The sequence below is a fragment of the Streptomyces sp. CA-251387 genome, assembly GCF_050936625.1.
Classification (GTDB): Bacteria; Actinomycetota; Actinomycetes; order Streptomycetales; family Streptomycetaceae; genus Streptomyces.
Genome location: NZ_JBNJMJ010000001.1, coordinates 5277339 through 5289989 on the forward strand (window position 1 = coordinate 5277339; position 12651 = coordinate 5289989).

The window sequence follows — 12651 nt, forward strand, 5'->3', positions numbered from 1 at the left end:
GTGGGGGAGTCGTGAGTGAGTCCGTGTCGGTCGGAGGCGGAGGCGGCTTCAAGGAGCTGGGGCCCGAGCGCGGGGGTGAGCTGGCTGCCCGCTGGTGGCAGTGGGCGCTGTCGGCGCCCGACGACCGTAGTCCGGTCAGGGATCGGACGGGGGAGTTCGCGGGCTGGCGTCAGCCCGACGATGTCTGGTTCCTGGCCGGTACCTACGGTGGTCGCGTGGTGCGGCGCTGTTCGATGCCTTCCGGACGGCCGGTCTTCTTCCCCGTGTTCAACACGCAGCGGGCGCAGACGCTGACCTCTCGCGAGCCGATGGTGATGGAGGTCGCCGAGGCCAAGGCGTTCCTGAACGGAGCCCCTCTGCCGATGCACGAGTTCACCTCGAAGCCCTTCCGTGCGGCGCTGCGGCGGCGCATCGCCTGGGGGCTCTGGTGTGCGTTCGATCCGTTGCCCGTCGGCCACTACGTGCTCGAGATCAAGGCGCGCACCACCGGCGGTTTCTGGGTGGACACGACGTACCACCTCACTGTCGTCGACAGCTGAGCGCGGGACCGGACCGGGAAGCCATCGGTAAGGCGAGGCGGCAGTGTCCTTGACTCCAGGATCGGGAGGAGAGGGCAGTGGGGGAGATGGCGCAGCGGGTGCTGCTGGTCGAGCCGGAGGCCGAGGTGGCCGACGCGGCGGCAGCGGTGGGGCTTGAGGTCTGGTCGGTGCAGAACGCCACCGAGGATGTGGGTGCACTGCACTCCCTGCTGGTGGACTGCGGGTCCACGCACGGGATCGAGCACATCCTGTACTTCGGCGGGTCCGAGGCGCTTCATCGGGTGGTCGAGCGTGCGCTGGGGGACATCTCACCGCGCCGCGCGGAGGCGTTGCGCAGGCTCGGTGACCCGGTGGCCATGCGGCGCATCCTCAATGAGAGCGGCGTCTCGGTGGTCAGGGCCATGCCCGTGGAGTCCGTGGAGGGGGTCTGCGTGCTGGCCGAGCGGTTTCCGCTGCCATGGGTCGTCAAGGCGGGGGGTGATACGAGGGGCACGGTCGTCCGGGACCGGGCCGACCTCGACGAGTGGACCGCGGGTGCGCAGGCGGGGCCGTATCTCGTCGAGGAGTTCCTGGTCGGGCCGGAGGTCGGTGTGGAGACGCTGACCTGTGAGGGCATGCACGAAGTGATCGGCATGACCGCCCTGCGGAGCGCCGCGCCCGCCGGGGCCGAGCTGTTCTATCCGGCGCCGCTGTCCGACGCGGACCGGGTCGGCGTACGGGCGACCGTGCGCTCCTTGCTCGACCTGGTCGGATACGAGTCCGGGCTCGCGCACACCCACGTCGTGCTCACCGAGAGCGGTCCGCGGATCGCTTCGGCTCGGGCGCGGCCCGGTGGCCCTCCGGTCAGGCTCCTGATGAGGGTCGCCACCGGCCGGCATCCGGGGAGGACATCCTGTCGGCGCTGGCCGGGCGGTCCCCGCGGAAGCCGGACGCGGCACGGTTCGCGGCCCTCGCCACGCTGACGCTTCCCGACGGCGTTCCGGAGCCGGCCGCGGGTCTGGACGGTATCCGCGACATGGCGCATGTCCATGAGGTCCGCATCCTGGGCGCCGGGACGGGTTCCGGTGGCCGTGCCGTCCAGGTCGTGGTCGACGGTGCCTCGCCCGACGAAGTGGCCGAGCGCCTCACCGCCGTACGGCGAAGGTGGGACAGGGACAGCTGAGAACACGGGGGGGGGGCGGGGCCGGCAGGGGAGCCGTGCGGTGTCAGCCGAAGCCGTGCGGTGGTGAACCCATGAAGTCGAAGAGCGTGATCGCCGCGGCCTTGTGCTCGGCGGCCGAGGCCGCGTCGCCGAGTGCCTGTGCCGCGCAGGCCATGCCGTACAGGGCGCGGGCGTCTTCGGCGCGGTAGCGGATCGCGGACGCCAGTTCGTGGGCGTGGGTGTGGAGGGCCATGGCGCGGTCGTACTCGTGTCTTCGGCGGTGGAACCGGCCGATGAGGTTCTCGACCTTCGCCTGGCGGGTCGGGCTGCCGCTCGTCCGCGCGAGTTCCAGTGCTTGTTCGGTGAGACCGGAGAGCTCCGGGCCCTGCCCCAGGCACTGGGCGACCTCGGCGGACAGGGCCAGGACCAGCGCGAAGTCGCCGGGCGGGCTCGACTCGTCGCACAGGCCGCGGGCCCGATCCAGGCAGGCGCGGGCGTCTTCGTACTCGCCCAGGCCCACATGGGCGAAGGCGAGATCCGTCAGGGCCATCACTTCGTTGTTGCGGTAGTCCAGCTCGGCGTGGATCTCCAGGGCACGTCGTGCCGCCGAGGCCGCCTCCTCGTATCTGCCCCACTGCTCGTACAGCGTGCTGAGGATGGTGAGGGTCTCCGCATGCGCCCGCGGGATGTTCAGCTCCCGCTCCAGGGTCATCGCCCGCTCCAGGTGGGGCAGGGCCTCCGCATGCTGGCCGAGCACCGTCAGCAGCAGCCCGATGGTGGACTCGCCGTGCGCCTCGGTGTACTTGTCGCCCAGGCGTACGGCGATGTCGCGCCCTTCGCCGGCCACTTCGATCCCCTCGTCGAAGCGGCCCAGCTTCCAGCACGCGATGCCCAGGCTGGACAGGCTGGCGCCCAGCAGGGCCAGGTCCTGGACCCGGCGCGCGGCCGAGACCGCGACCTGGCTGAGGTATCGGAAGTCCTCGAACCGGCCATGGGCGTTGAGCTGGAAGACGATGTTGCGGGTCAGGCACACCGTGTGGCGGTCGAGGCCGTACGTGTCGGCCAGGACGACGGCCGCCAGCAGGCTGCTGTGCTCGCGATCGAACCACTGTGCGGCCTGGGCCGGGTCCTGGAGGGGCGGCAGTTCGCCGACGTGGGCCGCGATGCCCGTCGAGCTGCGCTTGCGCCCGGGGAAGAGCACTTGGCACGCCTCTTCGGTGGCGGTCAGGTAGTAGCCGAGGAGGCGCTCGACGGCTGCCGCGTCGTCCCGTTCGGTGGCGGGGCCGCGCTGGCTCTGCGCGAAGTTGCGTACCAGGTCGTGGAATCGGTACAGGCCGATGTCGGGCTGCTGGAGCAGATGCACGTCCAGCAGGCGTTCGAGTACGGCCTCTGCGTCGCGGGTGTCCCTTCCCAGGAGGGCGGCCGTCGAATGGACGTCGATGTCGGTGCCCGGGTGCAGACCCAGCATGCGGAACGAGGTGCGGTGCTCCTCGGCCATCGCCTGGTACGACAGGCGCAGTGTCGCCGCGACGCTGCGTTCGCCGGCGCTGAGCTCCTCCAGCCGCCGGGTCTCGTCGCGCAGCCGGTCGGCCAGGTACTGCACCGTCCACCGTGGCCGGTTGCGCAGCCGGGCGGCCACGATGCGCAGCGCGAGCGGGAGACGTCCGCACAGTGCGACGAGTTCCGCCGCCGCCTTCGGTTCGGCGGCCACGCGCGCCTCGCCGAGCATCTCCTTGAGCAGCAGCGCGCCGTCCTCCTGTGACATGGGGCCGATGGAGATCCATTCGGCGCCGTCGAGGTCGAGCAGCCGGGCCCGGCTGGTGACCAGGACGAGACAGCCGGGCGCAGGGGGCAGCAGGGGGAGGACCTGGCCTGCGTCGACCGCGTTGTCGAGCAGGAGCAGGACGCGGCGGTCGGCCAGCGTGGACCGCCACAGTGCGGCCCGTCCCTCGACGTCGTCGGGTATACGGTCGCCGGGCGTGCCGAGCGCCCGCAGCAGGCTGTCGAGTGCGGAGGCGGGTGTCACGGACCGCTCGCCCGGGGTGAAGCCGCGCAGGTCGATGTGGAGCTGGCCATCGGGGAAGAGGTCCGACATCTGGCGGGCGGCCCGCACCGCGAGGGAGGTCTTGCCGCTGCCGCCCATGCCGTCGATCGCGACGATCGGGGTGTGCCCCCGCTCCGCTGAATCGTTTTTGCCCTTGATGCAGTCGAGGAGGGCGCCGAGTTCCTTCTGCCGGCCGGTGAAGTCGGACAGGTCGTAGGGCAGCGTGCAGGGAGCCGTGGTCGCGGTCCAGCTCTCGGACGCGGAGGCGGCAGGGAGGGCGGTGGACTGCGGGGGAGCGGGCGGGGCCGGGGCGGGTACCGGGGGCTCGGGGGCGGCCAGTTCCGGTGCCTCGCGCAGAATGCCCTCGTACAGCCTGGTCAGTTGGGGGCCGGGGTCGATCCCGAGTTCCTCGGCCAGTAAAGCGCGGACCCGCTGGTACTCCTCCAGCGCCTCGGCCTGGCGACCGCTGCGATACAGGGCCAGCATCAGATGGCCGCGCAGGGACTCGCGCAGCGGGTGCTCCACGATCAAGTCGCGGAGGTCGGCGACCAGTTCAGCGGCCTCGCCGAGTCCCAGGCGCAGTTCCAGGAGCTGCTCGGCGGCGGCCAGGCGGCGTTCCTCCAGGGCGGTCGCGGCGGCCTCGATCACCGCGCCGCCGGTGCCCGACAGGACGGGGCCGCGCCAGAGCGCGAGCGCGCGGCGCAGGCCTGTGACGGCGTCGGTGGTACGTCCTTCGGATACCGCTCGGCCCGCGGTGCGCAGATGGGTGCCGAACTCGATGAGATCCAGCTGGGTGTCGCCCACCGACGCGCGGTAACCGGGGCCGTCGGTGATGATCACGTCATTGCCGTCCGGGACGCGCCGGCGCAGATGGGCGACGGCCTTGCGGACCTGGTGCGCGGCCGTCGTCGGGGGCGTGTCGTCCCACACCGACTCCACCAGCCGGGACACCGGCACCATCCTGCCCGGTTCGAGCAGCAGGGTGGCCAGTACGCGTTCCTGCACCGCTCCGCCGAGACGCAGCCGCGAGGATCCGGACCAACCCTCCAACGGTCCCAGGACGTTGAAGCGCACCTCTCCTTGCTCGCTTGCCGCCATCATGCCCCCTGATGTCCCCCTGGTCGGGCAAAGCCCCTGGCAGGGACCCTGCCGCGCGATCATAAGGGGTTCGCCCGCCCGGTGGCACGGGAACGGAGCGGTCGCGGGCGGTAACGGGGCGGGAACGGTGCGGTAAGGGCTGCGCCCAGGATCGGTGACGTCGAGCGAGAAACTCACCGATCCAAGGGGGAGCAAGACATGCGCAAGAAGCCGGCGCGGCTCATCGGATTCCTCGCGGCAGTGGCTCTGGTGCTGGGCCTGGGCGGGGCCGCGGGGTCGATTGCGGCCGCCGGGCAGGGGGGCACGGGCTCCTACGTGGTGGCGGACGACAAGGGGCCTGCGGCGCCCACGCCGTAAAGCCTTGGCCAAGCCAAACGCCGGCGCGCCGCGGGGGATGCCGGGGGCAGCTCCGCTGAGGGGGTGCCGCGAGCCGCTCCGCTGAGGGGGCGCCGCGATCGGTCGTCCGTCGTCTGCGGGTCCGTTGTGGCTGGTCGCGCAGTTCCCCGCGCCCCTGAAGGGCGCTGCACTCCTCGGCGCGACAGCGACCTGCCCGACTTCGTCACTCATCATCGAAACTCGCCTAGGAGCCACCGTGGACATCCGTCAACTGACGACCTTTCACAAGGTCGCCACCCTGCTCAGCTTCACTCGCGCCGCTACCGAGCTCAAGTACGCGCAGTCCAGCGTCACGGCACAGATCAAGAGCCTCGAGACCTCGCTCGGCGTCGAGCTCTTCGAGCGGTTCGGGGGCAAGATCCAGCTCACCCAGGCCGGTCAGCGGCTGTTGCCCTACGCCGAGCAGATGCTGACGCTCGCCGGCGAGGCGCGGGGCGTGGCCGTCGGTGAGGGAGAGCCCTCGGGCCTGCTGACCATCGGCACCATGGAGAGCGTCACCTCCTACCGGATGCCCCCGGTGCTGGAGTTCTTCCACCACCGCTATCCGCATGTGCAGTTGGTGCTGCGGCCCAGCCTCTGCGCGGAGACCCTCCACTCGCTGCGCCAGGGCACCTTCGACATGGGCTTCCTCATGGAGGCGGAGACCCGGCACTCGGGTGTGGAGAGCGAGGTGCTGGGACGCGAGCCGCTCGTGGTGGTCGCCGCCCCGAACCATCCGCTGGCCGCCGAGGAGAAGGTGACCCTGGATCAGCTGCGCGAGGTGCAGGTGCTGGCCCCGGAGGCGGGCTGCGCCTACCGGGAGCTGTTCGAGGCCGAACTCAACGACGGCACGGGCGAGCCGGTGCCGTTCCTGGAGTTCGGCAACATCGAGTCCATCAAGCGTGGCCTGGCGGTGGGGCTCGGGGTGAGCCTGCTGCCCACGATGACCGTGGCCGACGACCTGGCCGCGGGGTCCCTCGCCGCGCTGGCCTGGGAACCGCCGTTCGAGGTCTTCACCCAGCTCGCCTGGCGGCGCGGTCGGCAGCTCACCCGCGAAATGCGCCTCTTCATCGACCGGACGATGGAGTGCATGACGGCCGAGTACGCATCGCCGGACGTCTGAGTCGAAGCCGTCTGAGTCGAAGCCGCTCTGAGCCGAAGCCGTCCGAGTCGAGGCCATCCGAGTCGAGGCCGTCCGAGCCGAAGCCGTCTGAGTCCAAGCCGTCCGAGTCGCGGCCGTCTGATCGAAGGCGTTGATAACCGGCATCGCGTTTTCCATGCCGTCGTCCCTGGACGTGATTATGCGCGCCCGGACATGATTTTCGCGGTCCGTCGCTCACCGTATGGAGAAGAATTCGTGTCGAATGTCATGCGCCAGCGCAGGAAATTCATCGTGTCGAGCGTGTCCTCCGACGCCCACATGTGGAACCTGGTGTTTCTTCAACTATTGCTCGAAGAGCACGGCGGCGAGGTGCGGAATCTCGGAGCCTGCGTACCGGACGAGGTCATCATCGAGGAATGCCGGGCGGAGAAACCCGACGTCCTGGTCCTCAGTACGGTGAACGGGCACGGTCATCTCGACGGACTCCGGCTCATCCGGAAGATACGCAAGGAACCCGACCTCAGGGAACTGCGCGTCGTCATCGGCGGAAAGCTCGGGGTGCGCGGTGCGGAAAACGTCAGGTTCATCGAAGAGCTGGCGGCGGGCGGTTTCGACGCCGTATTCGAGTCCGAGGGCGGTCTGCAGGATTTCCAGGAATTCCTCGCGGCTTTGAATCCGGTCTCCCGGCCCGCGCTCTCCCCGGTGGAGGCGGCCGCATGAACGGCGCCGCCACTGCCCCGGAACGCACCACCGGTTCCACGGCGATTCCCGCGCCGCGTCGCGGCCGTTTCTCCGCCTTCGTCCACCGGGCGAAGAACGAGGGCCGGCTCGTCGTTCAGCCCAGGATGGGCTTTGCCGAGATCCCCGTCATGCGCGAGGGACTGCGGGCCGTCCGTGCGGCGCAGGCCACCGCCGTCGGCACCGTCACCCTGGACAGCTACACCCGGGTCAACGACCATGACTCGGCCCGCAGCGCGCTGCGCACCGGCGCCGAACTCAACGGCTTCCCGCTCGTGGCGCACGGCCCGCAGGCCACCCGCCAGATGCTCGACGGCCTGGCGGGAGCGGACTTCCCGGTCCAGGTCAGGCATGGCTCCGCGTTGCCGTACCCGCTGTTCGAGGCGATGGTGGCGGCGGGCATCGACGCCACCGAGGGCGGCCCGGTCTCGTACTGCCTGCCCTACAGCAGGGCCCCGCTGTCCCAGGCCGTCGAGGCCTGGTCCCGCTGCTGCGAGCTGCTCGCCGCCCAGGACGAGCAGATGCACCTGGAGAGCTTCGGCGGCTGCATGCTGGGCCAGTTGTGCCCGCCGAGCCTGCTGGTGGCGCTCAGTGTGCTGGAGGGCATGTTCTTCCAGGAGCACGGCCTGACCAGCATCTCCGTCAGCTATGCCCAGCAGACCAACCCGGGCCAGGACCTGGAGGCGCTGGCCGCGCTGCGCCGGCTCGCGGGTGAGCGGCTGGGCGGCACCGACTGGCATGTCGTGCTCTACACGTACATGGGCGTCTACCCGCGCACTCCGGTGGGCTCCTTCCGGATCCTGGAGGACAGCGCGCGCCTCGCGGTGCGCAGCGGGGCCGAGCGGCTGATCGTCAAGACCCCGGCCGAGGCGTACCGGATCCCGACCGTCGCGGAGAACGTCGACGCGCTGGAGTTCGCCGCGGCCGTCGCCGCCGACGAGGCCGCCCGTGGCGAACCCTGGGCCGCCACGTCGACGGGGGTGTACGAGGAGGCCCGGATGCTGGTGGACAGCACGCTGGAACTCGGCCCCACGGTGGGCACCGCGCTCGTGCGGGCCTTCGCCCGCGGCCATCTCGACGTGCCGTTCTGTCTGCACCAGGACAACGCCAACAAGTCCCGGGCGTACGTCGACCCCCGCGGCCTGCTGCGGTGGGCCAAGCCCGGGGCGATGCCCCTGAAGCCGGAGCCGTCCACCGCCACCGCACGGCCGCTCTCCGCGCAGAGCCTGATCGACATGCTCGCCTACAACGAGCGGCGGTTCGACCGCGAGCAGCTGACCCGAGTACCCCAGTGGAGCCTTTCATGACCACGGCAACCGCGCCCGACGCCCATGCGACCAACTCCCACACGGCCAACGCCCACACCAGCAGCCCGTCCCCGTCGCGGTCTTCGTCCCCGACACTCGACGCCGTCCGCGACCGCGGTGCGCTGCGCGCCGTCGTCAGCCGGGGCATCCTCGGGCTCTCGCAGTACGACGGCGGCCGCTGGACCGGTCTGGACACCGATGTGGCGCGTGCCGTGGCCGCCGCGGCCCTGGGCGACCCCGAGGCGGTCCAGTGGCTGCCGACCGACCCGGCCGAGCGCCTTGACCCACTCGCGCCGGGCGATGCCGAGCTGACGGTCTGCAACCTGACCTGGACGCTCGGCCGCGAGGCGCGGTGGCCGGTGCTGTTCGCGGGAGTCACCTGCTACGACGGCGAAGGGTTCATGGTCCGCACGGACAGCGGGATCGAGGACCCGGCGCAACTCGCCGGGGCCCGGGTGGCCGTGCAGGCCGGGACCACGAGCGCCGCCAACCTCGCCGCCTGGTACGGCAGTCGGGGCCTGTCCGTCGAGCCCGTGACCTTCCCGACCCCGGCCGCGGCCCTGGCCGGCTATGCGGGCGGCGAGTGCGTCGCGTACGTCCTGGACCGGACCGCGCTGGCCGGCGAGCGGGCCGCGCTCCCCGATCCCGCGGCCCACCGCGTCCTCGACACGTCGATCTCCCGCGAGCCCATGGCCGCCGCCGTCCGCGACAGCGACCCCCACTGGTACCGGCTGTGCCGCTGGGTGCTGCAGCTGCTGGTCGCCGCCGAACACCACGTCGACGAGGCGGGCCCGGGCCGTCGTACCGAAGCCCTCGCGGAAGCCGCGCGGCTCGCGGGGCCGCACGGCAGCGCGGTGGGCCTGGACGAGGGCTGGGCGGCGCGGGTCCTGGACGCCGTCGGCACCTACGCCGACGTCTACGAGCGCAACCTGGGCGCTGCCTCCGGACTGGGCGTGCCGCGCGGACTCAACGAGCTGTGGACCCGCGGCGGTCTGCACTACGCCGTTCCCCTGCACTGACGACAGCCGCCCGCACGCCCGCACCGACGACGCCGTCCGGCCCACGACCGGCCGTGTCCTGCCCGCCCTGCGCACCCCGCGAGGAAGGAACCCTCATGAGTATTGACACCCGTTCCACCGGTACCGAGTTGAAAGGAACCGTGGAACTGACGATCGCCATGGTGCTCTCCGGCACCCTCGGCATCTTCGTCATCGAGTCCGGCGCCTCGCCGTTCAACGTCGTCTTCTTCAGGTGCGTCTTCGGAGCCGTCGCCCTGGGCCTGTACTGCCTGGTGCGCGGCTTCTTCAAGAACCACGGCTTCACCCCGAAGAAGCTGGGCCTCGCGGCCCTCGGCGGCGTCTTCATCGTCTTCAACTGGGCCTTCCTCTTCGAGGCCTACGAGTCGACGTCCATCTCCGTCGCCACCGTCGTCTACCACACGCAGCCGTTCTACGTGGTGCTGCTGGGCACGCTGCTGTTCCGGGACAAGCTGACCGCTACCAAGTTCGGCTGGCTGGGCGTCGCGTTCGTCGGGCTGATCCTGGTCGCCGGAGTCTCCGTGTCCGACTTCCAGGACAGCGGCCAGAGCGCGTATCTGATCGGTCTCGGCCAGGCGCTGCTTGCCGCCCTCTTCTACGCCTTCGCCACCGTCATCACCAAGCGGGTGACCGGGGTCAAGCCGCACCTGGTCGCGCTGATCCAGGTGACGCTGGGCATCCCCCTGCTGCTGCCCTTCGCCTCCTTCGCCGACATGAACGGCCTCGGAGCGGACTGGGGCTGGCTGGTCGGCCTCGGCCTGATCCACACCTGCCTGATGTACATCCTCATGTACTCCTCGTACCAGAAGCTGCCCACGCCGAAGATCGCCGTCCTGGCCTTCATCTACCCGGCGGTCGCCATGCTCTGCGACTGGGCCGTGTACGGGCACAGCATCAGCCTGCTGCAGGCGCTGGGCATTCCGCTGATCGTCGCCGCGAGCCTCGGCGTCAACCTCGGCTGGCGTCTCACACCGCGCCGTCCCGACACCACGTCCGCCTCCCGCATCCCGGCCGCGCCTGCCGCCGCCGCTCCGGCCGCCGCCCCTGCCGCAGCCGCCCCTGCCGCAGCCGCCCCTGCCACCACCCCCTCCGCCGAGAAGATCACGATGGGAGAGTCCCGATGACCCTGGTAACGGACCCCGCGGAGCCCACCGCGCCCCGCGTCGCCATCGTCGGAGCCACCGGTGCCGTGGGCAGCACCCTGATCGAGCTCATCGAGGAACGGGGCCTGCGCTACCGCGAGTTGCACCTCGTCGCCTCCTCCCGCTCGGCGGGCCGGGTGCTCACGGTGGACGGGGCGAAGTACGAGGTCCAGGCGATCGAGACCTTCGACTTCTCCCAGGCCGACGTGGCCTTCTTCTCCGCCGGCACCTCGGTGAGCGAGAAGTGGGTGCCCGTCGCCACCGCCGCCGGCACCCTGGTGATCGACAACACGATCGCCTTCCGTATGGACCCGGACTCCCCCCTCGTGGTGCCGCAGGTCAACGCGCACGAGCTCGACCGGCGCCCGAAGAGCGGCGTGATCGCCAACCCCAACTGCTCCACGATCCCCCTGGTCCGGCTGCTGCGCGGCGTCGAGGACCGGTGGGGCATCCGGCACGCGGTGGTCAGCACCTACCAGGCCGCCTCCGGCCTCGGCTACACCGGCGTGGAGGAGCTGCAGGAGTCCACCCTCGCGTCCCTGAACGGCCCGGACTCCGCGTTCGAGCCGGAGCACTTCAAGCCGTCGCTCGCCTTCAACGTCATACCGAAGATCGACCGCTTCCTGGACTCCGGCTTCACCCTGGAGGAGCAGAAGATGCTCCAGGAGTCGCGCAAGATCCTCGGCATGCCGCACCTGGACGTCACGACCACATGCGTCCGCGTCCCGGTCGTCAACTGCCACTCCGAGGCGGTCTACATCGAGTGCCACGAGCCGGTGGACCGCGCCGAACTCGTCGAGGTCCTCGGCGGCCTGCCGGAGGTCACCGTCCACGACCGGACCGATCTGAAGGAGTTCCCGACGCCGGCGACCGTGGGCAGCTCGGACCACGTCCACGTCGGCCGGGTCCGGATCACACAGAGCAATCCCCGCGCCTTCTGGCTGTGGCTGGTCGCCGACAACCTGCGCATCGGTGCCGCCCTCAACGCCTTCCAGATCGCCGAGGAACTGCTGGAACGGGGCACCCTGTGACCACTCCGGCCGTGCTGAAGTTCGGCGGCTCCAGCTTCCGTACCCTCGCGGCGTACGGCTCGCTCGCCGAGGCTCTCGGGCGCCGCGTCGACGAGGAGGGCACCAAGCTGGTCGTCGTGGTCAGCGGACAGCCCGGGGAGACCGAGCAGTTCCGGGAGCGGCTCAGCCAGATCAACCCGCACCCCGAGGACGAGACCGTCGCCGGCCTGCTGACCCTGGCCGACACCATCGGGGCGCAGCTGCTCGCCACCGCTCTGCACCGGCAGGGCCGCAGCGCCACCGTGCTCGCCGGCCATCAGCTGGGCCTCGTGACCAACTCGGCGTTCATGTGGGCGAGGTTGGAGCAGTCCGACCCCGGGCCGCTGAGAGACGCCCTGCGGGAGAACGACATCGTGGTCGTCCCCGGTGGCCAGGCCGCCGACGCCCAGGGCCGGCCGACCTGGCTCGGCAAGAACAGCTCCGACCTGTCCGCGGTGGCCATCGCCGCCGCGCTCGGCGCCCCGCGGTGCGAGATCCACTCCGACGTGGACGGCATCTACAGCACCGACCCGCACCTCGTCACCGGCACCCGGCTGCTGAAGGAGGTCTCGTACAACATCGCGGCCCTGATGTCGCTGTACGGGGCGAAGGTGCTGCACCGGCGATCCGTACGGCTCGCGCAGAAGCACCGCATCGACATCGTCTGCCGGCTCAACCGCGCCCCGTTCCCGGAGGGCTCGGTGATCGGCACGCGCGGCACCTCGGCCTCCGCCGTCGTGCTCAACCAGCGGTCCACCGTGCTGCGTTACGACTCCGAGGACGAGGCCGACCGCGCCTTCGCCGCCTTCCACGGCGCCAACATCGACACCATCCGCCTGACCACCGGCCCGCTGGTGGCCGTCATCGGCGGCTTCGTCGACCTGGAGGAGTTCCAGCGCCGCCAGGGCCTGATACCCGGCACCTTCGCGGGGGTTCCGGTCACGGCACTGCGCGGCAGCAAGGTCGCCACCCATCTCGCCGCGAGCGAGGACGAGGCGCTGCATCTGGCGCAGCGCCTGCACGACGAACTCCAGGACCCCGACGCCCTGTTCCCCGAACCCGAGTTGCTGGGAGTGTGA

12 protein-coding genes are annotated in these 12651 nt (G+C 70.9%); 11 read left to right on the forward strand and 1 reads right to left on the reverse strand.

What is annotated here, in order from left to right; translation table 11 throughout:
* The first annotated feature begins 11 nt into the window (after positions 1 to 11).
* The 3 genes from ACQEV2_RS23590 (at position 12) to ACQEV2_RS23600 (ending at position 1701) form a co-directional block, all read left to right on the forward strand.
* A complete protein-coding gene (locus ACQEV2_RS23590; protein ID WP_433044880.1) occupies positions 12 to 539 on the forward strand; it encodes a hypothetical protein in 528 nt (175 codons plus the stop codon).
* Between the two features lie 77 nt (positions 540 to 616).
* Positions 617 to 1501, forward strand: a complete 885-nt coding sequence (locus ACQEV2_RS23595) for an ATP-grasp domain-containing protein (protein WP_433044883.1) — start codon at positions 617 to 619, stop codon at positions 1499 to 1501.
* A gap of 53 nt (positions 1502 to 1554) precedes the next feature.
* The gene (locus ACQEV2_RS23600) at positions 1555 to 1701 is read left to right on the forward strand and encodes a hypothetical protein (protein WP_433044886.1); all 147 of its coding nucleotides are present in this window, start codon (positions 1555 to 1557) and stop codon (positions 1699 to 1701) included.
* Between the two features lie 43 nt (positions 1702 to 1744).
* Here ACQEV2_RS23600 and ACQEV2_RS23605 read toward each other — a convergent pair whose 3' ends face one another.
* Positions 1745 to 4825 carry an AfsR/SARP family transcriptional regulator gene (locus tag ACQEV2_RS23605; RefSeq protein ID WP_433044889.1) on the reverse strand — a complete coding sequence of 1027 codons (3081 nt, stop codon included), beginning with the start codon at positions 4823 to 4825 and terminating at the stop codon, positions 1745 to 1747.
* A 195-nt stretch (positions 4826 to 5020) separates the two neighbouring features.
* On the opposite strand from ACQEV2_RS23605, the gene ACQEV2_RS23610 reads away from it, so the two are divergent.
* From ACQEV2_RS23610 to ACQEV2_RS23645, 8 genes are all read left to right on the forward strand, one after another.
* Complete coding sequence (locus tag ACQEV2_RS23610; RefSeq protein ID WP_433044892.1) at positions 5021 to 5179, forward strand: hypothetical protein; 159 nt, start codon at positions 5021 to 5023, stop codon at positions 5177 to 5179.
* A gap of 235 nt (positions 5180 to 5414) precedes the next feature.
* Positions 5415 to 6320: a LysR family transcriptional regulator gene (locus ACQEV2_RS23615; protein ID WP_433044895.1), complete on the forward strand. Its 906-nt coding sequence runs from the start codon at positions 5415 to 5417 to the stop codon at positions 6318 to 6320.
* Positions 6321 to 6512: 192 nt separating this feature from the next.
* The gene (locus tag ACQEV2_RS23620) at positions 6513 to 7019 is read left to right on the forward strand and encodes a cobalamin B12-binding domain-containing protein (RefSeq protein WP_433044898.1); all 507 of its coding nucleotides are present in this window, start codon (positions 6513 to 6515) and stop codon (positions 7017 to 7019) included.
* A complete protein-coding gene (locus ACQEV2_RS23625; protein WP_433044901.1) occupies positions 7016 to 8344 on the forward strand; it encodes a methylaspartate mutase in 1329 nt (442 codons plus the stop codon). Before ACQEV2_RS23620 ends, ACQEV2_RS23625 begins: the two co-directional genes overlap by 4 nt.
* The gene (locus ACQEV2_RS23630; RefSeq protein ID WP_433044904.1) at positions 8341 to 9363 is read left to right on the forward strand and encodes an amino acid ABC transporter substrate-binding protein; all 1023 of its coding nucleotides are present in this window, start codon (positions 8341 to 8343) and stop codon (positions 9361 to 9363) included. The genes ACQEV2_RS23625 and ACQEV2_RS23630 overlap by 4 nt, the downstream gene beginning before the upstream one ends.
* A 95-nt stretch (positions 9364 to 9458) precedes the next feature.
* A complete protein-coding gene (locus ACQEV2_RS23635; RefSeq protein WP_433044907.1) occupies positions 9459 to 10505 on the forward strand; it encodes a DMT family transporter in 1047 nt (348 codons plus the stop codon).
* The gene (locus tag ACQEV2_RS23640) at positions 10502 to 11554 is read left to right on the forward strand and encodes an aspartate-semialdehyde dehydrogenase (RefSeq protein ID WP_433044910.1); all 1053 of its coding nucleotides are present in this window, start codon (positions 10502 to 10504) and stop codon (positions 11552 to 11554) included. The genes ACQEV2_RS23635 and ACQEV2_RS23640 overlap by 4 nt, the downstream gene beginning before the upstream one ends.
* Complete coding sequence (locus ACQEV2_RS23645; RefSeq protein WP_433044913.1) at positions 11551 to 12651, forward strand: aspartate kinase; 1101 nt, start codon at positions 11551 to 11553, stop codon at positions 12649 to 12651. Before ACQEV2_RS23640 ends, ACQEV2_RS23645 begins: the two co-directional genes overlap by 4 nt.

What these genes read in the sequence shown, in the direction of transcription:
- ACQEV2_RS23600 (WP_433044886.1), top strand. Translation starts at nt 1,555, where the DNA reads ATGGCGCATGTCCATGAGGTCCGCATCCTGGGCGCCGGGACGGGTTCC.
- ACQEV2_RS23605 (WP_433044889.1), bottom strand. Translation starts at nt 4,825, where the DNA reads ATGATGGCGGCAAGCGAGCAAGGAGAGGTGCGCTTCAACGTCCTGGGA.
- ACQEV2_RS23610 (WP_433044892.1), top strand. Translation starts at nt 5,021, where the DNA reads ATGCGCAAGAAGCCGGCGCGGCTCATCGGATTCCTCGCGGCAGTGGCT.
- ACQEV2_RS23620 (WP_433044898.1), top strand. Translation starts at nt 6,513, where the DNA reads ATGATTTTCGCGGTCCGTCGCTCACCGTATGGAGAAGAATTCGTGTCG.
- ACQEV2_RS23625 (WP_433044901.1), top strand. Translation starts at nt 7,016, where the DNA reads ATGAACGGCGCCGCCACTGCCCCGGAACGCACCACCGGTTCCACGGCG.
- ACQEV2_RS23630 (WP_433044904.1), top strand. Translation starts at nt 8,341, where the DNA reads ATGACCACGGCAACCGCGCCCGACGCCCATGCGACCAACTCCCACACG.
- ACQEV2_RS23635 (WP_433044907.1), top strand. Translation starts at nt 9,459, where the DNA reads ATGAGTATTGACACCCGTTCCACCGGTACCGAGTTGAAAGGAACCGTG.
- ACQEV2_RS23640 (WP_433044910.1), top strand. Translation starts at nt 10,502, where the DNA reads ATGACCCTGGTAACGGACCCCGCGGAGCCCACCGCGCCCCGCGTCGCC.